General features: G+C 35.8%; 16 protein-coding genes, 3 tRNA genes, 3 rRNA genes and 1 pseudogene. 16 read left to right on the forward strand and 7 right to left on the reverse strand.

The annotated features are described in order from the left end of the window. Nucleotides 1-14 precede the first annotated feature (14 nt). The 7 genes from smpB (at nucleotide 15) to AB8B23_RS01505 (ending at nucleotide 3,485) form a co-directional block, all read left to right on the forward strand. Nucleotides 15-464 carry an SsrA-binding protein SmpB gene (smpB, locus tag AB8B23_RS01475; RefSeq protein WP_039889111.1) on the forward strand — a complete coding sequence of 150 codons (450 nt, stop codon included), beginning with the start codon at nucleotides 15-17 and terminating at the stop codon, nucleotides 462-464. Nucleotides 465-633: 169 nt separating this feature from the next. Next, nucleotides 634-963, forward strand: coding sequence for an IS630 transposase-related protein (locus AB8B23_RS01480; RefSeq protein ID WP_369713114.1), 330 nt, complete (start codon nucleotides 634-636; stop codon nucleotides 961-963). 115 nt (nucleotides 964-1,078) lie between these two features. Beyond that, a complete protein-coding gene (locus AB8B23_RS01485) occupies nucleotides 1,079-1,705 on the forward strand; it encodes an ISAs1 family transposase (protein ID WP_369713115.1) in 627 nt (208 codons plus the stop codon). Then, nucleotides 1,692-1,994 carry a hypothetical protein gene (locus AB8B23_RS01490; protein ID WP_369713116.1) on the forward strand — a complete coding sequence of 101 codons (303 nt, stop codon included), beginning with the start codon at nucleotides 1,692-1,694 and terminating at the stop codon, nucleotides 1,992-1,994. The genes AB8B23_RS01485 and AB8B23_RS01490 overlap by 14 nt, the downstream gene beginning before the upstream one ends. A gap of 254 nt (nucleotides 1,995-2,248) precedes the next feature. After that, nucleotides 2,249-2,602 carry a transposase family protein gene (locus AB8B23_RS01495; protein ID WP_369713117.1) on the forward strand — a complete coding sequence of 118 codons (354 nt, stop codon included), beginning with the start codon at nucleotides 2,249-2,251 and terminating at the stop codon, nucleotides 2,600-2,602. 11 nt (nucleotides 2,603-2,613) lie between these two features. After that, entirely contained in the window at nucleotides 2,614-2,955 is a 342-nt protein-coding gene (locus AB8B23_RS01500) for a hypothetical protein (protein WP_369713888.1), read from the forward strand. A gap of 416 nt (nucleotides 2,956-3,371) precedes the next feature. Then, nucleotides 3,372-3,485: a hypothetical protein gene (locus tag AB8B23_RS01505; RefSeq protein ID WP_369713889.1), complete on the forward strand. Its 114-nt coding sequence runs from the start codon at nucleotides 3,372-3,374 to the stop codon at nucleotides 3,483-3,485. Nucleotides 3,486-3,554: 69 nt separating this feature from the next. On the opposite strand, the gene AB8B23_RS01510 is transcribed toward AB8B23_RS01505, so the two are convergent. Then, nucleotides 3,555-3,872 (reverse strand): hypothetical protein, encoded by a 318-nt coding sequence (locus tag AB8B23_RS01510; protein ID WP_369713118.1) that lies wholly within the window; start codon nucleotides 3,870-3,872, stop codon nucleotides 3,555-3,557. Nucleotides 3,873-3,985: 113 nt separating this feature from the next. After that, nucleotides 3,986-4,195, reverse strand: a pseudogene (locus tag AB8B23_RS01515) (helix-turn-helix domain-containing protein); the annotation flags it as partial. A gap of 320 nt (nucleotides 4,196-4,515) precedes the next feature. Between AB8B23_RS01515 and AB8B23_RS01520 the strand changes: the two are divergent. The 7 genes from AB8B23_RS01520 (at nucleotide 4,516) to AB8B23_RS01550 (ending at nucleotide 10,051) form a co-directional block, all read left to right on the forward strand. Then, nucleotides 4,516-6,027 (forward strand): 16S ribosomal RNA (locus AB8B23_RS01520). Between the two features lie 38 nt (nucleotides 6,028-6,065). Next, a tRNA-Ile gene (locus AB8B23_RS01525) sits at nucleotides 6,066-6,142 on the forward strand. An 11-nt stretch (nucleotides 6,143-6,153) separates the two neighbouring features. After that, nucleotides 6,154-6,229, forward strand: a tRNA-Ala gene (locus AB8B23_RS01530). A gap of 75 nt (nucleotides 6,230-6,304) precedes the next feature. Further along, nucleotides 6,305-9,208, forward strand: a 23S ribosomal RNA gene (locus tag AB8B23_RS01535). 63 nt (nucleotides 9,209-9,271) lie between these two features. Further along, nucleotides 9,272-9,384, forward strand: a 5S ribosomal RNA gene (rrf, locus tag AB8B23_RS01540). The 16S, 23S and 5S rRNA genes sit together here with 3 tRNA genes alongside, the layout of an rRNA operon. Nucleotides 9,385-9,397: 13 nt before the next feature. Further along, a tRNA-Asn gene (locus AB8B23_RS01545) sits at nucleotides 9,398-9,474 on the forward strand. A 427-nt stretch (nucleotides 9,475-9,901) separates the two neighbouring features. Beyond that, on the forward strand, nucleotides 9,902-10,051 hold the full coding sequence (locus tag AB8B23_RS01550; RefSeq protein WP_369713119.1) for a hypothetical protein: 150 nt from the start codon (nucleotides 9,902-9,904) through the stop codon (nucleotides 10,049-10,051). Nucleotides 10,052-10,682: 631 nt separating this feature from the next. On the opposite strand, the gene AB8B23_RS01555 is transcribed toward AB8B23_RS01550, so the two are convergent. The 5 genes from AB8B23_RS01555 to ppc form a co-directional block, all read right to left on the reverse strand. Further along, nucleotides 10,683-12,035: a HAMP domain-containing sensor histidine kinase gene (locus AB8B23_RS01555; protein WP_369713120.1), complete on the reverse strand. Its 1,353-nt coding sequence runs from the start codon at nucleotides 12,033-12,035 to the stop codon at nucleotides 10,683-10,685. A gap of 53 nt (nucleotides 12,036-12,088) precedes the next feature. Continuing rightward, on the reverse strand, nucleotides 12,089-12,760 hold the full coding sequence (locus AB8B23_RS01560; protein ID WP_369713121.1) for a response regulator transcription factor: 672 nt from the start codon (nucleotides 12,758-12,760) through the stop codon (nucleotides 12,089-12,091). A gap of 287 nt (nucleotides 12,761-13,047) precedes the next feature. Beyond that, nucleotides 13,048-13,365 (reverse strand): PepSY domain-containing protein, encoded by a 318-nt coding sequence (locus tag AB8B23_RS01565; RefSeq protein WP_006805921.1) that lies wholly within the window; start codon nucleotides 13,363-13,365, stop codon nucleotides 13,048-13,050. A gap of 78 nt (nucleotides 13,366-13,443) precedes the next feature. Beyond that, a complete protein-coding gene (locus tag AB8B23_RS01570) occupies nucleotides 13,444-14,019 on the reverse strand; it encodes a PepSY domain-containing protein (protein WP_369713122.1) in 576 nt (191 codons plus the stop codon). A 157-nt stretch (nucleotides 14,020-14,176) separates the two neighbouring features. Continuing rightward, on the reverse strand, nucleotides 14,177-16,978 hold the full coding sequence (gene ppc, locus AB8B23_RS01575) for a phosphoenolpyruvate carboxylase (RefSeq protein ID WP_369713123.1): 2,802 nt from the start codon (nucleotides 16,976-16,978) through the stop codon (nucleotides 14,177-14,179). Nucleotides 16,979-17,728: 750 nt separating this feature from the next. Here ppc and AB8B23_RS01580 point away from each other — a divergent pair. Further along, the gene (locus tag AB8B23_RS01580) at nucleotides 17,729-20,068 is read left to right on the forward strand and encodes an endonuclease MutS2 (RefSeq protein ID WP_369713124.1); all 2,340 of its coding nucleotides are present in this window, start codon (nucleotides 17,729-17,731) and stop codon (nucleotides 20,066-20,068) included. Nucleotides 20,069-20,130: 62 nt separating this feature from the next. Next, complete coding sequence (cysS, locus tag AB8B23_RS01585; RefSeq protein WP_369713125.1) at nucleotides 20,131-21,582, forward strand: cysteine--tRNA ligase; 1,452 nt, start codon at nucleotides 20,131-20,133, stop codon at nucleotides 21,580-21,582. Nucleotides 21,583-21,600 lie beyond the last annotated feature (18 nt).

Below are 21,600 nucleotides of genomic sequence, written 5' to 3' on the forward strand. Positions count from 1 at the left end.
TGGAAGGAGGGAAAATGCCAGTATTAGCTAGAAATAAAAAGGCTTTTCACGATTATTTCATAGAAGACAAGCTGGAAGCAGGTATTGAACTTGTAGGAACGGAAGTAAAATCAGTAAAAGCTGGAAAAGTCAGCATAAAAGAAAGTTTTATAAGAATTATACGGGATGAAGTTTTTGTGATGAATATGCATATTACGCCTTATGAATTTGGGAATATTAATAATGTTGCAGAATCTCGTGTAAGAAAATTGCTTTTGAATAGACGTGAAATAAAAAAATGGAGTGAAAAAATCAAAGAACAAGGCTACACTATTGTTCCAATTTCAGTTTATACAAAGCAAAGGCTTGTAAAAATGGAAATAGGGCTGGCAAAAGGTAAAAAGATGCATGATAAGAGGGAATCATTGAAAAGAAAAGACATTGACAGGGATATGAAGAAAATTCAAAAGAATTTTGGAAGATAAATTTTTATAAAAGTATTATCTACCAGATTTGTTTAGTAATCTTGTATTTAATGAAAAATAAAGAGGTGTTTGTAATTTGAAAAAATATTTAAGAAATACGTAATAGATATTCATAGATTGTATAATATATTGCGACAAACTAAAAAAATATAAAAACTCATGATACATTATGGCATATGAAAAAGATTATAGGAAAAGAATTTTAAATTTTTATTATGAAACTGGAAAAACAAAAACATTATTTCATTTCAACATAAGTTCCAGCACATTGTACGGATGGATAAAACTTAAGAAGGAAACAGGAGATCTTTCATCAAGAACACGGAAAAGAAAATTTAAGGTGCTTGATTCTGAAAAACTTGATGAATATATGAAAAATCCAGAGAATGCAGATAAATACATCCGTGAAATAGTAAAAGATTTTGGCTGTGGAAAGGAGACAGTGAGAGTAGCACTAAAAAAATCAGGATACACAAGAAAAAAAACAGACAAAATATAGGGAGCAGGATGAGAAAGAAGTAAATAGATATTAGACCTACACGACAAACGCATGAAAAAAATCTAAAAAAAAGGTATAATATTACTGAGATATTTTATGAAAGAAGATGGTAAAAATGTCGGAAAATAACCAAAATCTAAAAGAATTATTAATATATATTACTCAAATAGAGGACAAGCGACAGGCTTCAAAAATAAAACACAAGTTAAGTGACATTGTTGTGATTACTCTTTTTGCTATGCTTGCGAATGTTGAATATCGGGAAGAGATTGAGGAATTTGAGAAACTGTATCTTAAAACATTAAAAAGATACTTGGAGCTGCCAAACGGAGTTCCTTCGCATGATACTATTCAAAGAGTCATGGCTACAATAGAGCCTGAAGTTACAGAAGTTCTTTTGACAAAATGGATGGAGCTAAAAATTTCCGGGGAAGATAAAAAAATAAGGAAAATATTGAATATTGATGGGAAATTTTTAAACGGAATGAAGAATAAAAACAACAGCCCGTTAAACATAGTATCTGCGTATTCCAAAGAAGATGGAATCTGCTATTCACAAGTGGCGCTTGAAGGAAAAGGGAATGAGATAGAAGTGATATTACGTCTGCTTGATAAAATCTCAGTAAAGGAATGTACAGCAGGAAAACAGAAAAGCAAAGGGGTCAACTGGAAACTAGGGAATATTACTATACAGAAGAAACAGAATGGCTTATTAAAAGAAATAAGGAATGGAAGGAAGTAAAAGGGATAGGTGCATCAATTTTAACAACAGAAGAAAATGGAAAAAAGCAGGAACAGAAAAGGTATTACATAACGAATATAGCAGGGGGAGTGGAAGAATTTGTAAGAGAAGAGGACATTGGGCAATAGAAAGTTATCATTGGATACTGGATGTGACATTCAGAGAAGATGCAAATAAAACATTAAACAAAAATGCGGCAAGGAACTTAAATATTCTAAGGAAATTAGCAATCTCAATACTGGAAGAACTGCCGTTCAGAAAGAAATTTAGCAGAAGGATAAAGAGATAATATAAGAAGATACTTAAAATTATTTTTTGATATATAGAAATGCTGTTGTTAAAAAAATGGATATGATGTAAAGAAATAGTTTAAAATATTCATGCGTTTGTCGTGTTAGACCTATTCGACAACTTGTATAAAGACCAATATCGGGGTATAATAATACTGGTGATGAAAATGATAAATAATGTTGAAAGAATAAAAAAACTTAAAGAAGAAAACTATCAAAAACTTTTTGGTATTAAAAAAATACCTTTGATAAAATGCTGAAACTTTTGAACGAGGCATACAGAATTGAACATTTAAGAGGCGGACATCCGCCAAAACTTTCTGTTCTTGACAGACTTGTAATTATGCTTTCATACTATCGTGACTATAGAACTATGGAAAATATTGCCTTTGAATATGGTGTTGCAAAAAGTACTATCTATGAGTGCGTTAAATGGGTTGAAAACATCTTGATAAAAAGTGAGGAATTTTCTTTGCCCAAAAAAAGGGAACTTGTCAGGGACACTGAGATAGAAGCCGTAATGGTTGATGCTACGGAATGTGAAATTGAGCGTCCTAAAAAAAACAGCGAAAATATTACTCGGAAAAAAAGAAAAAGCACACGATAAAGGCTCAGATAATAGCAGACGAAAAGGATTTAAGGATACTCAACGTCTCGTTTTCACATGGGAGCGTTCATGACTTCAGGCTATTCTGTAGAAGTCGTGTGTATTTTTCAAAAGATGTACTTTTATACATAGGCATAGATAAGATACACGGCAACAGCTTGGTACCTAAAAAATCGACAAAAAAGCATAAATTAACTAAAGAGGACAAGAAATACAATTCAATTATTTACATAGAGCATGTGAACAGTCATATCAAGAAATTCAGGATAGTGTCTACACGTTATAGAAACAAGAGAAGAAAATTTGCCCTGAGATTTTCGTTAATTTGTGCAATTTATAATTTTGAACTATAGGTTATCGAACAGGTCTATTTAAAAAAATTATCAGAAGCAGGTTCAGGCAGAGAAATAATCTATATTGATGAAATAGACTTTGACGAATATTACTACCGTGAATACGGCTGGAGTAAAAGGGGAATATATGTTGAAGGGAAGAAAAGAGGATTAAGATATTCAAGAATAAACCTGGTTGCTGGAAAAATAGGGAATGCACTGATAGGAAGTATGGTATACAGGGAAACAATGGAAAGTGAATTTTTTTAAGAATGGTTCAGGGAAATACTTTTAAGAGATATTGAAAAATTAGGGAAGAGAGTTCTAATAGTGATGGATAATGCCAGATTTCATAGAAGGAATATATTAGAAAAGATAATAAAGGGACGGGACATTGTCTATTATTTCTTCCGCCGTATTCGCCGGATTTAACTCCAATAGAAAAATTATGGGCTAATATGAAGAAAAAATTAAAAGGCATAGCCCATAATTTTAATACACTAGAAGAAGCAGTTACTTCTGTTTTATTTAATAAATTAGTTCAGTTTTAAACAGGTTTTACTATAATATAAAATTAAAGTATTTTTTAAAGGGCAGAGATTTTTCTGCTCTTTAATTTTTTATGCTGTAGTGTTATCAAAATGATACTCTTCTGCTGAACGATAGTTCAGTATTTTTCTACATCTCTCATTCAAAATTTTTTGTATTTCTGGTATTTTTTTCTCTTTTCCATTCTTGCCTTTTACGGTATTAATTTCAGAGTATCCTTTTTCTTCACGGCTGTTAATATGTTCAGGTCTCTGCTTAATTCTTGCGCCCAGTATGCTTTTATTCTTTTTAGTATTGCATTGTCCATCAGTTTTTTTTCTAGGCTTAAGCTTGATCATTCTTGGAAGCATGTATGGCTTTATTCCTTCAATTTGGCCTCTGTGAATCATTTTATATACAGTTTTGGTTGAAGGGGCAACTTTATCAGGATTGTCTCTTTTGTAGATATTGCAGAAAGTATCAATGCTGTGAACTCTTTTCTCTCTTTTAAGTATTTCTTGTTTCAGCTCAACAAAGAATAGAGAGTCATACTGCTTACGGTAGATACACTTCTGTCTTTTTTTGTATAGGATGTGAGCAGTATCAGCAATATAGATACCTTTAAGGTGTAGGATGAATCCAACTGTATTATAGAGTTTCTTTTGAGTTTTCTTGAAATAGTGGAGGGGCTTTTTCCAAGCATCTTTGTTATGAAGCGGATAGACTTGCCTTCATTTTTGTAAGTATGTGAGAGATATTAGAATATCATTTTTACTATGTTTTTTTAATATGTTTTAGGTGCTGCACTTGATTATACAATACACCTACGAATAAAAATATGAAAAAATTCAAAAAAAGTAGTTGACAAAAGGGAGTGATTGTGGTAATATATATCTTGTCGATACGAAAAAGGTATCACAGGACAATAGAAAATAAGAATAGAAGAAGCAATAATGTGTAATAGATAAAATAAAAGTCAAGAGTATATATTTTAGTAGAGTAAGATATGAACTTGTCAAAACTAAGGTGAAATAAAATATATTTATGATATATTGAATGAAGAGTTTGATCCTGGCTCAGGATGAACGCTGACAGAATGCTTAACACATGCAAGTCTTTGGCGAAGCTGTGCTTGCACAGACTAGCCAAGGCGGACGGGTGAGTAACGCGTAAGGAACTTACCCTGCAGACAGGGATAACAGATGGAAACGACTGATAAGACCTGGTATTGTCAGGCTGACGCATGTCAAGCCTGATGAAAGGAGACGCTGCAGGAGAGCCTTGCGTCCTATTAGCTAGTTGGTGGGGTAATGGCCTACCAAGGCGATGATAGGTAGCCGGCCTGAGAGGGTGAACGGCCACAAGGGGACTGAGATACGGCCCTTACTCCTACGGGAGGCAGCAGTGGGGAATATTGGACAATGGGGGCAACCCTGATCCAGCAATTCTGTGTGCACGAAGAAGGTTTTCGGATTGTAAAGTGCTTTCAGCAGGGAAGAAGAAAGTGACGGTACCTGCAGAAGAAGCGACGGCTAAATACGTGCCAGCAGCCGCGGTAATACGTATGTCGCAAGCGTTATCCGGAATTATTGGGCATAAAGGGCATCTAGGCGGCCCTGTAAGTCTAGGGTGAAAACCTGCGGCTCAACCGCAGGCTTGCCCCGGAAACTACAGGGCTAGAGTACCGGAGAGGTGGACGGAACTGCACGAGTAGAGGTGAAATTCGTAGATATGTGCAGGAATGCCGATGATGAAGATAGTTCACTGGACGGCAACTGACGCTGAAGTGCGAAAGCTAGGGGAGCAAACAGGATTAGATACCCTGGTAGTCCTAGCTGTAAACGATGATTACTGGGTGTGGGCATGAAGAGTGTCCGTGCCGAAGCAAATGCGATAAGTAATCCGCCTGGGGAGTACGGCCGCAAGGCTGAAACTCAAAGGAATTGACGGGGACCCGCACAAGCGGTGGAGCATGTGGTTTAATTCGACGCAACGCGAGGAACCTTACCAGATCTTGACATCCTGCGAATGCCCGTGAGAGCGGGCAGTGCCTTTGGGAACGCAGAGACAGGTGGTGCATGGCTGTCGACAGCTCGTGTCGTGAGATGTTGGGTTAAGTCCCGCAACGAGCGCAACCCCTATCGTTAGTTACCATCATTAAGTTGGGGACTCTAGCGAGACTGCCTGCGAAGAGCAGGAGGAAGGTGGGGATGACGTCAAGTCATCATGCCCCTTATGATCTGGGCTACACACGTGCTACAATGGCCGGTACAGAGAGCAGCCAGGCGGCAACGCTGAGCGAATCTTGAAAGCCGGTCCAAGTTCGGATTGAAGCCTGCAACTCGGCTTCATGAAGCTGGAATCGCTAGTAATCGCAGATCAGCAATGCTGCGGTGAATACGTTCTCGGGTCTTGTACACACCGCCCGTCACACCACGAGAGTTGTCTGCACCTGAAGCTGCTGGTCCAACCGTAAGGAGGAAGGCATCTAAGGTGTGGATAGTGATTGGGGTGAAGTCGTAACAAGGTATCCGTACCGGAAGGTGCGGATGGATCACCTCCTTTCTAAGGAGAAATAAACACAGCTTCTTCTTATATCTTATGGGCGTGTAGCTCAGGTGGTTAGAGCACTGTGCTGATAACGCAGGGGTCGCTGGTTCGAGTCCAGCCATGCCCACCATATTATGTCTTGGGGATATAGCTCAGTTGGGAGAGCGCTGCCCTTGCAAGGCAGAGGTCAGCGGTTCGAACCCGCTTATCTCCACCAACTCTTATATAGGACAATGAGAAATGAATAGTAGGTAAAAGATTACAATAAAACTAGAGTAAAAGTTATTCTGGAGAAAAAGCTAATAAGGGCACACGGAGGATGCCTAGGCAACAGTAGCCGATGAAGGACGTGATAAGCTGCGATAAGCCAGGAGGAGATGCACATAATTATTGATCCCTGGATTTCCGAATGGGTAAACCTACATATCTGAAGGATATGTGTGAAAACGGTAAGTCCGCGAACTGAAACATCTAAGTAGCGGGAGGAAAAGAAAGTAAAAACGATTCCCTAAGTAGCGGCGAGCGAACAGGGAGGAGCCTAAACCGTGTCAGTGCCAAGCGGACAGCGTTGCTGGCACGGGGTTGAGGGACTTCCATTAACGGATTGTCATAATGTTTAAGCTGCATGTGTGTAAGTGGAACCAGCTGGGAAGCTGGACCAAAGAAGGTGATAGTCCTGTAGAACATAAAACATATGCTGTGACTGGAAGCACCCGAGTAGCGTCAGGCACGAGGAATCTGGCGTGAATCAGCGTGGACCATATCACGCAAGGCTAAATACTACTGTTGACCGATAGTGAAGAGTACCGTGAGGGAAAGGTGAAAAGAACCCTGAGCAAGGGAGTGAAATAGAATTTGAAACCGTGTGCTTACAAACGGTAGGAGCACTTTATGTGTGACTGCGTGGATTTTGGTTAATCATCCTGCGAGTTATGATTAGTGGCAAGGTTAATAAAGTGGAGCCGAAGGGAAACCGAGTCTTAATAGGGCATTAAGTCGCTAGTCATAGACGCGAAACCTAGTGATCTAGGCCTGTCCAGGCTGAAGCTGAGGTAAGACTCAGTGGAGGGCCGAACTCACCGCCGTTGAAAAGTTGGGAGATGAGATAGGTCTAGGGGTGAAAAGCCAATCGAACTAGGAGATAGCTCGTTCTCTCCGAAATGCATTTAGGTGCAGCCTTGATATTAAGATATGCGGGGGTAGAGCTCTGTATGGTCTAGGGGGCGTATTGCTTACCGAAATCAAGCAAACTGCGAATACCGCATATTAATAGTCAGGAGTGAGTCCGTGGATGACAAGGTCCTCGGACGAGAGGGGAACAGCCCAGACCGCCAGCTAAGGTCCCTAATTATGTCTAAGTGGGAAAGGAGGTGGATATTCACAGACAACCAGGAGGTTGGCTTAGAAGCAGCCATGCCTTGAAAGAGTGCGTAACAGCTCACTGGTCGAGAGTATCTGCGCCGAAGATGTAACGGGGCTAAGACATAAACCGAAGCTGCGGAGGCGTTTTTACGCCTGGTAGGAGAGCGTTCTGTAGGCCGTTGAAGAGACGCCGTAAGGCAGTCTTGGAGGTATCAGAAGTGAGAATGCAGGAATGAGTAGCGAGAAGGCGGGCGAGAATCCCGCCGGCCGGAAGTCCAAGGTTTCCAGGGGAAGGTTTGTCCGCCCTGGGGGAGTCGGGACCTAAGCATAAGCAAAAATGTGATGGCGAATGGAAAACAGGTTAATATTCCTGTACCGCTGTTATCGCCTGAGAGACGGAGTGACGCAGGAAGGTATGCGGGAAGGCTGACGGAATAGCCTTTCTAAGGGCGTAGCATGGGCATGCAGGAAAATCCGCATGCCTAAATGTGAGACCTGATGGGTAAGTGCATCTGCATAAGCTGCAGATCCTACACTGCCGAGAAAAACTTCTATCGATGAGAAGCAGCGCCCGTACTGTAAACCGACACAGGTGGACAGAGTGAGAAACTTAAGGCCGACAGGATAACTCTAGCTAAGGAACTCTGCAAAATGGCCCCGTAACTTTGGGAGAAGGGGTGCCTGATATACCTGATGGGAGAAACACCCTGAGGGGAAACAGGCCGCAGTGAAGAGTCCCAAGCAACTGTTTACCAAAAACACAGGTCTATGCTAAGCTGAAAGGCGACGTATATGGGCTGACACCTGCCCAGTGCCGGAAGGTTAAGAGGAGGGTTGAGAGACTCAAATTGAAGCCCCGGTGAACGGCGGCCGTAACTATAACGGTCCTAAGGTAGCGAAATTCCTTGTCGGGTAAGTTCCGACCTGCACGAATGGTGAAATGATTTGGGAGCTGTCTTGGCTGGAGACCTGGTGAAGTTGTAATGCCGGTGAAGATACCGGCTACCTGCAGTAGGACGGAAAGACCCCGTGGAGCTTTACTGTAGTTTGGCATTGGGTTCTGGCTGCATGTGTATAGGATAGTTGGGAGACTATGAAGCCAAGGCGTCAGTCTTGGCAGAGTCGCTGTTGGAATACCAACCATATGCCGTCGGAATTCTAATCTGGAAACGGAGACAGTGCTAGATGGGCAGTTTGACTGGGGCGGTCGCCTCCCAAAGAGTAACGGAGGCGTTCAAAGGTTCCCTCAGGCTGGATGGAAATCAGCCTAAGAGTGTAAACGCATAAGGGAGCTTGACTGCAAGACTGACGGGTCGAGCAGGCACGAAAGTGGGAGTTAGTGATCCGGCGGTTCCGAATGGAAGGACCGTCGCTCAACGGATAAAAGCTACCCCGGGGATAACAGGCTGATACTTCCCAAGAGTCCATATCGACGGAAGTGTTTGGCACCTCGATGTCGGCTCGTCTCATCCTGGGGCTGGAGAAGGTCCCAAGGGTTGGGCTGTTCGCCCATTAAAGAGGCACGCGAGCTGGGTTCAGAACGTCGTGAGACAGTTCGGTCCCTATCCACTGCAGGCGCTTGAGTACTGAAAAGATCTGACCTTAGTACGAGAGGACCGGGTTGGACAGACCTCTGATGTATCAGTTGTCACGCCAGTGGCACGGCTGAGTAGTCACGTCTGGAACGGATAACCGCTGAAAGCATCTAAGCGGGAAGCCGGCTTTGAGATGAGTACTCGCAGTATCCATGGAGAACACATGGTCGATAGGCCAGAGGTGTAAGCGTAGTAATGCGTTTAGCTGACTGGTACTAATATTACATATGCTTTTTAGGTAGTCTTTTACTTCTACTATTTATTTCTCATTGTCTTAGTTCATACAATTTAATCTTACATAGTTTGGTGATCATAGCGGCAGGGATACACCCGGTCACATTTCGAACCCGGCAGTTAAGTCTGCCTGCGCCTACGATACTTGGATTCGTCCCGGGAAAATAGGAAGTTGCCAAACTTTTTTTCTTTGCGTCTCCGTAGCTCAGCTGGTTAGAGCATCTGACTGTTAATCAGAGGGTCGTTGGTTCAAGTCCAACCGGGGACGCCATTTTTTTGTTCAAAAAGGAATTCAGTTTGATTTATGGCTGTTTACTTTTATATCGCTATATTTTATTTATAACTACAACAAACGTATATTTTAAACTATTTCTATATATCAAAAAATAATTTTAAATTTTTGTTTCGAAAATGGAAAAGAAAATTTAAAATGCTTAATCCTGAAAAACTCGATCAATATATGAAAAATCTAAAAAATAAAGATAATATATCCGTGAAATAGTAAAGGATTTTTACTGTGTAAAAGAGACGGTGAGGGTAGCACCGAAAAAATTAGGATACACAAGAAAAAAAGACAAAATACAGTGAATAGGACGATACGAAAGTAAACGAATATTTAAAAGTTATCAGAAGCAGATTTAAGTAGAGAAATAAGCTATATTGATGAAACGACTTTAACGAATATTACTGCCGTGAATATGGCTGGAATAAAAGAAGAGTATTTATCAAAGAAAAACGGATTAAGATATTCAAGAATAAGGTTGATGGAAATTAATAGGGAGTATGATAGACAGGAGAAAAAGTGGAAAGTAAATTTTTTGAAGAATGGTTCAGAGAAATATTTTTAAGGGATATTAAAAAATGAAAGAAAAGAGTGCTAATAGTGATGGATAATACCAGATTTTTTAGAAAAAGAATATTAGAAAAGGTAATTTAAGAAAACGGGGCATTGCCATTATTCTTTCCGTTATATTCACCGAATTTAAATCCAATAGAAAAAGTATGAGCCAGCGTCCTCAAGAAGAACATAGGTCGTAATTTTAATATGCTTGAGAAAGCAGTTATTTCTGTTGTGTTTGATAAAATAGCCTAGTTTTAAATAGGTTTCACTATACATGAGTACAGTAGGCTTGAATAGCGCAACAATAAAAAATATACAGTAGAACGGGGAAACATGGTACAGCAATGGACAAGTTAAGTGTAAAGGAAAATATGAAGACACTTTTAAAGGTAGTGAGTAATATGGACAATTTCTTTAAGAGGTAGTAATGAGTGAAATATAGCACTAGCTTAAACAAAGGTCAAGTATCGTCTTTAGGTTGAATAAGAGACTCAATGGCTTATAGCTGTAGAGTAAGCCATTCTTTTGAAAAATGGCCTTGATTCAACTGTATTGAATAATTCATTGTACGTATTATTTCATAATTGTTGTAAAAGAGGTATTAGACTCTTTGATATTTTATAAAATATTATTTATAGTCATTCAAAGTTAATAAATTTTGCAACAAATTTTGTTCCTTTGTTCAATTCACTTTCAACATCAATACTTGCATTATGCTGCTCAATAATTTTTGCAACTAATGAAAGTCCTAATCCAAAACCTTTATTCACTTTTTTGTTTCGTGAGTCATTTACTTGGTAAAATCTATCCCAAATAAGTTTTTTATCTTCATCAGGTATTCCAATTCCATTATCTTCAATCTCCATAATGCAGTTTTCATTTTCTGAATACAGCTTTACACTTATTTCATCCTTTGTAAATTTCATTGCATTATTAAGTAAATTGTCAAGCAATCTTTCAATCATTACTTTATCTGCGTTTATAAATATATTTTGTTCAATATTTTTTGAAACTTTTATATTTTTCTCGTTTAAAAGATTTTTATAATCTTCTAATATTTTTTTCATTGTTTCTGAAAAATTTATTTTTTGGAATTCAATAACAGTCTGCTTTTCTATTTTGGAAAGTTCCATTATTTGATTTATCAGTTCTGACATTCTTTTTGCCTGACGCTGAATCACAGAAAAGGAGTCCTTTGCTTCTTCCACAGTGTCTGCATATTCCAGCGAATACTGGCTTTCTGTAAGTATAACGCTCACAGGTGTCCGAAGTTCGTGCGAAACATCTGAACTGAACTGTTTTTCACGTATATAGGAATTTTCAAGCGAATTTAGCATTTGATTAAAGGTATCTGCCATCCTGTGTATTTCATCTTTTCCTTCATCAATTTTGATTCTTTTGGAAAAATCACCGTTTTTTTGAATTTCTGAAGCTGTATCTGATATTTTGGCTACAGGATTTAGAGCTTTTTTTACAATTCTGTATCCACCATAAACTATTATTAGCAATAATAGTGGACTTAAAATTAAAATTATAATAAGCAGTTTGCTTACTTCATCAGACAGCTGATTTACTGGAACAATTCCTCTAACCCATTCTCCTTCAGAATTATCTATTTTTTTATCGAAATAATAATATTTTTCTCCATTTTTTTCATAAGTTCTAACAGTGTTTTCTTTATATTTTAATGTCAAATCAAATCCTCGTGGCGACATTCCGCCCATTTCTATTCCTTCGCTATTGTACTTAACAAAGTAAATCCCGTCATCAAATTCATCAAACTCATTAGGATCTGAAATCATTTCAACAGTCATTTCAATCACAGCCTCCATCAATTCTCGATGGTTCAAGTCTCCTGTCATCTTATTTGCAACGGTAAATGATACTGTTAGCATAATCGAAATTAAGATTACTACAAAAACAGTATACCAAAGAGTTACCTTCACAGTAATTGGAAAGTCCCCCCAAATTTTATTTAATTTATTTTTCAAAACTCAATTATTCCTTTCTCTTCCAAAAATTCCTAATAATTAATTTATTTGAACTAATCCTCTTTTATAACATATCCAAGTCCTCTTTTTGTATAAATTATCTGTTTTCCATCTTCTATGTCTATTTTTTTCCTAATATTTTTTATCAAAACGTCAATTATATTAGAATCTCCTTCATAATCAAAGTCCCACACATGCTCCTTAATCTGTTCTCTGCTTAAAATCCGATTTTTGCTTTGCATAAGGTATTCTAGAACTTCATATTCCTTTCCTGTTAATTCTATCTGCTTTCCAGCTCTTGTTACTGATTTTTCTGAAGTATCCAAAATCAAATCTCCTATCACAAGCTTATTTGAACTATTTCCATATTTTCTTCTCACAACTGCCCTAATTCTTGCCATAAGTTCATTAAAGTCAAATGGTTTTACAATATAGTCATCAGCCCCCAAGTCAAGCCCTTTTACCTTATCATCTGCACTATCCCTTGCAGTAAGCATAAGAACCGAAGTGTGATTTCCCTTATCCCTAAGTTTTTTTATAACTTCAAATCCATCTACTTTTGGCATCATAATATCCAGAATTACTAAATCGTATTCACTATATTCCAGATAGTCAAGCGCTTCTTCCCCATCTAGCACGCTATCTACACTATATCCATTTTTTTTTAGATACCTTGTTACAACATTATTCAAATCTACTTCATCTTCTGCCAGCAAAATTTTCATATTTAATTCTCTCCTGTATTATTTTTAGCAAATGCTAAAATCCTAAGTTTCTATTATTCTAATATATACTCAAACCTATTTAAAATTAAACTACTAAAAATTATATAAATTTAGGGTTTGAGTAAAATAGTCATAACTTTTGAGTTTGGTTTTAAAGCAGTTTTACTATAAAAACTATAGCAATTTTACTATAATATATCACAAATTCCAAAAAATAAAAAGAGAGCAAACTGAAAACAGTAAATTTTCAATCAACCCTCTGCAAGAATATTTTTTAATTTATTTTATTAATCTCTTTCTGCTTTCCATTTTACAATGGCTCCAGTTACTGCGTCAATATCAAATTCGTATTCCCATCCATTGTGGTAGATTTCTCCTTCATAGACCATTCTTCCATTTTCTCTATCCAAATGGATTTCTTTTACGTGAGAACTGTTTGCTCCTGGCACTTTTTTCAATGCAATGTTCATTGCCCTGTTTACTCCAATGTAACTGTTTGAAGAAACGTTTCTGTTATATTTATGTTTGCTTTTTGCGTTTGCAGTCACTGATACTCCTAATACCATGATTCCTAATAATGCGATACTTAAAATTTTCTTTTTCATAATTTTTCTCCTTCTTTTTCATTTAATTTTGTTTTTTGATTTAAAAATTTTTGCAAGATTTTTTATTTATATTGTATTTTAATAATTTTTATTATAATGCTTTACTTCAGTTCCAATAATTTCTCCTGTTGAAGCGTCTATATCAAACTCGTATTTTGAATTATTGTAAAAAATTTCAATTTCATAAACTGCTCTTCCATGATCATGATCTAATTCTATTTTTCCAAAATGGCTTTGATTCGCTCCTGGCACTTGTGCAAGTGCAATTGATTTTGCTTTTTCCATTGTTATAGCTTGCGAATTGTTCACATTGTTATTAATGTAGCCAGAATTATTTGAAATTTCATCTACTTTCCATTTTACAATATCACCAGTTACAGCATCAATATCAAATTCATATTCCTGTCCGTTATAATAAATTTCCCCTTCATAAACCATTCTTCCATTTTCTCTGTCTAAATTGATTTTTTTCACGTGAGAATTGCTTGCTCCTGGCACTTTTTTCAATGCAATGTTCATCGCCCTGTTTACTCCAATGTAGTTATTTGAAGAAACATTTCTGTTGTATTTATTTCTGCTCTTTGCGTTTACAGCTACTGATACTCCTAATACCAGGATTCCTAATAATGTAATACTTAAAATTTTCTTTTTCATCTTTCTTTCTCCTTTAATATTCACTTATTTTTTACTTTTCTCTCTTATCTTGAATACATTATAAAACAGTTTTATGAATATAAAATGAATGGAAAAAAATTTTTGCAAAAAAAAGGAACAGTCCTAATTTTAATTAGAAATATTCCTTTTATTTATATTATCCACTATTACGAAGTCCTGTTGCAAGTCCATTTATTGAAATGTGAATGGCTTTTCTCAGTTCTTCTGAATCGTCTCCAGCTCTTGAACGTTTTATTAATTCAATCTGTAAATAATTCATCGAGTCAAAATATGGCAGACGATTTCGTAGACTGCTCACTAACTCTGGATTATCTGCCAGTAAAACATCATTTCCTGTAATTTTTTTCAAGATATCAATTGTTAAACCCCACTCTTTTTCTATTTCTTTAAAGATTTTTTGTGCTGTTTCCTGATCACTTGCTAATTTTACATATTCTGCGAAAATTGATAAATCTGTTTTTGATAGAACCATGTCAACATTTGAAATTGTTGAACGGAAGAATGGCCATTCCTTATACATTTTCTGTAAAATTTCCAATTTTTTATCATCATTGCCAATCCACTTTGTAAACGCTGTTCCTACACCGTACCATCCCGGAAGCATTATTCTTGCTTGCGACCATGAGAATACCCATGGGATTGCTCTTAGGCTGTCTAGTGATTGTGTTTTTTTACGTGAAGACGGTCTTGAACCAATATTTAACCCTGCAATAAAGTTTATTGGCGTAACTTCAAAGAAAAAGTCTGAAAATCCGTCTGTATTGTAAACTAAGTCACGGTAGGCATAATAACTTAAGTCTGAAACATTTTCTATTATTTTTTCATATTCTTCCCAGTCTGCATCTTCTTCTGTCAATGCACTTGATTCAAGAGCTGCTGAAATCAATGCTTCCAGATTTTTTAATCCTAAATCAGGATTTCCGTATTTTGCACCGATTACTTCTCCCTGTTCTGTAAGTCTGATTGTTCCGTCTGTACTTCCTTCAGGCTGTGCTAAAATAGCTTCATAACTTGGGCCGCCGCCACGTCCTACTGTTCCTCCACGTCCATGAAAGAATGAGATTTCAACATCAAATTCCCGTCCGATTGCAGTCAGCTCTTTTTGCGCCTTGTATAAAGACCAGCTTGAACTTAGGTATCCACCATCTTTATTACTGTCTGAATATCCTAGCATAACTTCCTGTTTTCGTCCTTTTTTATCCATCCATTTTTTTACTAATGGCAAATTAAACCATTTTCTCAAAATATCAGGAGCCGCAATTAAATCTTCCACTGTTTCAAAAAGCGGAACAATCTGTAAATCACAAAATTCATTTCCTTCATTTCCTTTTGCAAGATTGGCTTCTTTTAGTAAAATAGCTATCTCTAGCATATCTGAAACGCTTGTTGCATGAGAAATCAGATTTTTTTCAATAATTTTACTTCCAAAACGTTCTCTCAAAGATTTCGCCTTTCTGTAAATTGCAAGTTCTGAGGCTAGTGTTTCGCTTTGTGGAATTGTCGGATCGCTTAAAATTCTAGGGTCATGTTCCAATTCCCGCAGTAAAATCTCACATCTTGCGTCTTCTGACAGGCTCAAGTAATCTCCTAGAATGTTTGCATTTTTCAGAAGTTCTGCAACACATACTTCGTGAACGCTGGAATCCTGCCTTAAATCAATTGTCGCAAGGTGGAATCCAAATATTTTTGTGGCACTGATTAGATTGTTTAATTTTCCTTGTGTTAAAAATTCACTGTTGTTCTTTTTAAGAGATTCTGCCACGATTATCAAATCGTTTGTAAATTCATTAGCTGACTTGTAGGGAAGGTCAATTCCATTTTTTCTTTTTGGCGGTAATAAGTCACGGTTGTAATCACACAATTTGTAGGCTGTTGCAAGCAGTCTATCTGTTATTGTTGTCAATGCACGACGATATGGCTCGTGTGTACGATGTGGCGAAACTTCTCCAGAAGCATCAGCCAGTTTTTGCAGTTCCTCAGTTACATTTGTCATTGAAATAGACATTGATAAATCTCTATAAATTTCTCGAACTACATCCAGATAATGCTGGAATAATTTTATAGCCTGCTCTTGCGCCGACTGCTCCAGTGTATTTACTGTAACATAAGGATTTCCGTCTCTATCTCCACCAATCCACATTCCCATAGTAAGTGGAAGCAGAGCTTGGGATTTTACTTCAGAATTTCCTAATGTTTTTGAAATTTCCTGAAATTTATTCATAAGTCTTGGAATTTCATTAAAAAATGTAATGTTGTAATAACTTAGAGCATTACTTATTTCATCTGTTACACGTAATTTGCTAGCTCTCAACATTGCAGTTTGCCACCAAATTTGAATACCACGGCTTAAATCATTAAGCCATTCATTTTCATCAATTTGATGAGATTTTACATTTTCATATTTATCCAGAATATCAGTTAATTTTTTTGTCAAATCCAAAATACTTTTTCTTTGAACTTGTGTTGGATGTGCTGTTAAGACCGGAACAATTGAGACCTTTTCCATAGCCTTCAATATTTTATCTTGACTGATTCCCTTTTTCTTTAAATTTTTTAGTGATTTTTCAAGAGATCCGATCTGCGGCTTGTTGGAAATCTTTGCATATCGCTGTTCATGAGTCTGATATACATCTTCAGCAATATTCGCAAGTGCCGAAAAAATCGAAAAACCTCTTATCACACGTAAAATTTCCACATCAGTAAGTTCCGAACAAAAAGACGATAAATTTTTTCTAGCCTCCTGTTTTTGTGTTTTATAATATTTACTAGAAGCTTCTTTCAATTTTTCAGTAACCTCATAAATATGTAAACCCGCATATCTAAAAATCGTTTCACCTAGAAGAGTTGCAAAAAGCTCGTTATGAATGAGCAAATCCTCCTGATGCTTATCAAGTTTTACTGACGGTAAAGGAGTTATCGGTAAATTTTTTAAATCCATTTATTTCACACTCTCTTTCTTTTTTAACATTTATATATTTATCATTTATTCTACAATTTTTTAAATATTTTATCTGTTAAATTATACCATAAAAAAGCCTTAGATTAAATAGCGATTTCAAATTATTACAAAATGTGATATAATTTTAACAAAATAAGACAAAGCAAGGGGGAACAATCGCCATCCCCCTTGCATCCCCGGATTGTCTAAGTATTTTTTTGAAATATTCCCAAATTTTATTTGGGAAAGTAGTCTAAACATTTATTATTTGAATAAACCTGGATTACTACGAAATTGAAACTCGCTTTTTAACAAAGGTTATTATAATTCCTTAAACCAATTATAATCTAAAAATTTTGAAAAAGCTCAGACAGTCAATTTCATTTCAAAAAAATCACGACGTTTTTAGTTTAATTATAATAATTAATTTGATTAAAATAAATGTGGAAAAATTAAAAAAATTGTTATAAATTTCCGAGATTTTAATTTTTCAGTAAAAGACAACTTGTTTGAGCTTTTCTACTACATTTGAATTGATAATAACTTTATGGAGTGAAAATAACTTTTATTAAAAGCGAGTTTTGTCTTTTTCTGTAAAATTGAAATTCGGGAAGCGGGGATGCAAGGGCATGGCGTCTGATGCCCTTGCGTTAAAATAAAAAATGAGTAAAATAGAAAATATTTATTAATAAAAATAATCTTAAAATTAGACAGATATTTGAAATTAGAAAGAATGTTGAGAGGAAGAAAATGGAAAAAAATTATGATGTATTAGAATTTTATAAAATAATTAACGAACTTATTGATTTATCAAGATTGGAAAAGACGAAAGAAAAGTTTCTGGATATTGATATTATAAAGGAAAAGTCAGCTTTGGATAAGGAACTTATGCTTATGATGGAGATGATTGACTTTTATAAGTATGATGATGGATTGGAACTTGCAGGGCTTGCGGATATTACTAAGATGATGAATTCCATTGATATTATTGGGTCTTATTTGAGTGCTGAGGATTTGGCAGTTCTGAAGAAGAATTTGACGATTTTTAGAATTTCTAAAAGCAGAGCTAAAAATGTTAGGGATAAATATAGAACGATTTGGAATCTGTTTAGTGATGTTGAGGAAGTTAAGGATATTGAGAACTTTATTTCAGAAGCAATTAATGATGAAGGAGTATTGAAGGATGAGGCTTCGATTGGACTTCGTGATGTGAGAAGGCAGAAACAGAATATTAATGCAAATATAAAAGAGAAATTTGACGAGCTGATTTCCAATAAAAGTACACAAAATGCTATTCAGGAAAGAATAATAACTCAAAGAAATGATAGATACGTAATTGCTGTAAAGACAGATTTTAAAGGGCTTATTAAAGGAATAGAACATGATAGGTCTGCAACAGGAAGCACAGTTTACATCGAGCCTTTAAATATTGTTTCATTAAATAATAAATTACGTGAATACGAGGCTCGTGAGCGTGAGGAAATTAGAAAAATACTGCTTAGAATTACAGAACTTGTAAAAACGAAAAAGGAAGAAATTCTGGAAATTAAGGAAATTTTGGAAAGACTGGACTTTATTGATGCGAAAACGACTTATTCAGTTAATAAAAAATGTATTGTTCCAAAAATTATTAATAAAGAATATTTGAAACTGGTTGAAGCGAGACATCCACTAATTGATGAAAATACAGTTGTGCCGATTAATTTTGAACTTGGGAATCCTGAAAATATAATGCTTATTACAGGACCTAATACTGGAGGGAAGACAGTAACATTGAAAGTGGCTGGTCTTCTTACAATTATGGCTTTATCTGGTATCCCGATTCCTGCAAATGAAAAAACTGAAATTGGATATTTTCACAATGTACTGGCTGACATTGGGGACGAACAAAGTCTTGAGCAAAACTTATCCTCATTTTCAGGGCATGTTAGCAAAATAAAAGATATAATTGAAAATGCAAACAGTAAATCGCTTGTATTAATGGACGAATTAGGAAGTGGAACTGATCCAATGGAAGGAGCTGCTTTTGCAATGGCAATCATTGATTACTTGAATAAAAAACACGTAACTTCAATAATTACAACCCATTACAGCGAAGTAAAAGCCTATGCCTTTAATACAACAGGAATTAAAAGTGCCTCAATGGAATTTGACGTGGAAACATTATCTCCAACGTACAAACTGCTGGAAGGAATACCGGGAGAAAGTAACGCTCTTATAATTGCAAGAAAATACGGAATTAGTGAAGAAGTGATTGAAAATGCAAAAAGCTACATAAGTGAAGATAATCAGCGTGTTGAAGAAATGCTAAAATCAATAAAGGAAAAAAATGACGAGCTGGAAACAATGCAGGCAAAATTAGAAGCAACAAGAACTGAACTTGACAAGCAAAAGAGCATTTATGAGCAAAATATGATAAAACTTGAAAATGAAAAAAATGAAATTATAAAACGTGCCTATCAGGAAGCCGACAATTACTTGAAAAACATGCAGGCAAAAGCCAAAAATTTAATTGATAAAATAAATAGCGAAGAATCTAAAAAAGAAGATGCGAAAAATGCTCAAAGAAGCTTGAATATGCTACGTGAATCATTTATTACGGATAAAAAGAAAAATGTAAAGGAAAAGAAAGTTGTTACTCAAAATGTAGATTTTTCCGTTGGGGAAGAAGTGCTTGTAAAAACAATGAATCAAAACGGAAAGATTTTGAAAATAATGCCAAACAACCGTATTCAAGTGCAAACTGGAATATTAAAGCTAGTTGTATCAACTGACGATATTGTAAAAATCCAAAAGAAAAAAACAAACAAATTTAAAAACTTTGCCTCACTAAAACGAACTTCCCAAGTTCGAGGAGAAATCGACTTACGTGGAATGAATGCCGACGAAGCAATCGCAGAACTAGAAACATACATGGACAGAGCAATGCTAACAGGCTACCACGAAATCTACATAATTCACGGAAAAGGAACAATGGTACTAAGAAAAAAAATCCACGAATACCTAAGAACTTCAAAATATGTAACAGAATTTAAAGATGCCAATCAAAATGAAGGTGGAATTGGGTGTACGGTGGCTACTTTGAAGTAGGAAATTTATGTTAAGAGAGATTTTATAAATTAAAAGTTTTCAAGAGCAGGGAGAATAAAAAAATGAAACTTTACAACACAATGACCAATAAAATTGAAGAATTTAAGACAATAGAAGAAAATAAGGTAAAAATGTATGTTTGCGGGCCTACTGTCTATAATTACATACATTTGGGGAATGCACGTCCAATTGTAGTTTTTGATACGTTGGCACGGTATTTTGAGCATAAGGGGATGGAAGTTGAGTTTGTGCAGAATTTTACGGATGTGGATGATAAGATTATAAATAAGTCTATGGAAGAAGGGACTTCTGCTAGCGAGGTTTCGGAAAAATATATAAAATATTTTTTTGAGGATATTAGCAAGCTGAATATTCTTGAAAGTGTGAAAAGACCTAAAGTTACTGAAAATATGGCGGAAATTATTAAGATTATTCAAAAATTAATTGATAATGGGTTTGCTTACGAGAAAGATGGGGATGTTTATTTTGAGGTAAAAAAATATAAGGATTATGGAAAATTATCAAATCAGAAAATTGAGGAGCTGGAACTTGGGGCTAGGATTGATGTGTCGGAAATTAAGAAAAATCCAGTAGACTTTGCACTTTGGAAAAAAAAGAAAGATGGAGAGCCGTTTTGGCAATCGCCTTGGGGACAAGGACGTCCTGGATGGCATATAGAATGTAGTGCGATGGCAAAAAAATATCTTGGAGATACATTTGATATTCACGGTGGCGGACAAGATTTAGTTTTTCCGCATCACGAAAATGAGATTGCCCAAAGTAAGTGTGCTTATCACGGAAACTTTGCAAATTATTGGCTTCACAACGGATTTATTCAGATAAATGGCGACAAAATGTCAAAATCGCTAGGAAATTTCTTTTTGCTTCGTGAAATACTTGAAAAATTTTCTGGAAATGTAGTAAGACTTTTTATTCTTAGCACTCATTACAGAAAGCCGATTAACTTTTCATTCGAGAATATGGAAGATACGAAAAAAGCGTTGCAAAATATTATAAAATCAATGAATAAATTTGAAAATATTGTTGAAAAATATAAGAATGAAAAAATAGAAAATGTTAAAAATTCAGAGTTTTCTCAAAAAATTGATGAATTTGATAAAAAATTTGAAGAAGCGATGGACGAGGATATGAATACACCGCAGGCACTAGCGACTATTTTTGATCAGATTAGGGAAACAAATAAACTTATTTCCAGAAATGAAAGTGAGTTTTCCAGAATTTATTATGAAATTAAAAAATCTTATGATTCTTTGAAGGCAAAATTAGAAAATGTATTTGGAATAGCGATTGAAATAGAAAATGCTGTGAAGGAGGAAGATGGAGAAAATATGGAATTGACAAAAAAATTAATTGAATTACTGATAAAATTACGAAGTGAGGCAAGAAGTGAGAAAAATTTCAAATTATCCGATGAAATTCGGAATGAATTGAAGGCACTTGGGGTAGAAATTAAGGATAATAAGGATGGAAGTACGGATTATAATTTATTGTAATTTTTGATTTAAGAAGAG

Source organism: Leptotrichia sp. HSP-342 (genome assembly GCF_041199995.1).
GTDB classification, from domain to species: Bacteria; Fusobacteriota; Fusobacteriia; order Fusobacteriales; family Leptotrichiaceae; genus Leptotrichia; species Leptotrichia mesophila.

Bases quoted from the DNA above. Each gene is read 5' to 3' on its own strand.
- AB8B23_RS01495 (WP_369713117.1), top strand. From the start codon at position 2,249: ATGCTGAAACTTTTGAACGAGGCATACAGAATTGAACATTTAAGAGGC.
- AB8B23_RS01560 (WP_369713121.1), bottom strand. From the start codon at position 12,760: ATGAAAATTTTGCTGGCAGAAGATGAAGTAGATTTGAATAATGTTGTA.
- AB8B23_RS01550 (WP_369713119.1), top strand. From the start codon at position 9,902: ATGGCTGGAATAAAAGAAGAGTATTTATCAAAGAAAAACGGATTAAGA.
- AB8B23_RS01580 (WP_369713124.1), top strand. From the start codon at position 17,729: ATGGAAAAAAATTATGATGTATTAGAATTTTATAAAATAATTAACGAA.
- AB8B23_RS01510 (WP_369713118.1), bottom strand. From the start codon at position 3,872: ATGATTCACAGAGGCCAAATTGAAGGAATAAAGCCATACATGCTTCCA.
- smpB (WP_039889111.1), top strand. From the start codon at position 15: ATGCCAGTATTAGCTAGAAATAAAAAGGCTTTTCACGATTATTTCATA.
- ppc (WP_369713123.1), bottom strand. From the start codon at position 16,978: ATGGATTTAAAAAATTTACCGATAACTCCTTTACCGTCAGTAAAACTT.
- AB8B23_RS01480 (WP_369713114.1), top strand. From the start codon at position 634: ATGGCATATGAAAAAGATTATAGGAAAAGAATTTTAAATTTTTATTAT.
- AB8B23_RS01490 (WP_369713116.1), top strand. From the start codon at position 1,692: ATGGAAGGAAGTAAAAGGGATAGGTGCATCAATTTTAACAACAGAAGA.
- AB8B23_RS01570 (WP_369713122.1), bottom strand. From the start codon at position 14,019: ATGAAAAAGAAAATTTTAAGTATTACATTATTAGGAATCCTGGTATTA.
- cysS (WP_369713125.1), top strand. From the start codon at position 20,131: ATGAAACTTTACAACACAATGACCAATAAAATTGAAGAATTTAAGACA.
- AB8B23_RS01485 (WP_369713115.1), top strand. From the start codon at position 1,079: ATGTCGGAAAATAACCAAAATCTAAAAGAATTATTAATATATATTACT.
- AB8B23_RS01565 (WP_006805921.1), bottom strand. From the start codon at position 13,365: ATGAAAAAGAAAATTTTAAGTATCGCATTATTAGGAATCATGGTATTA.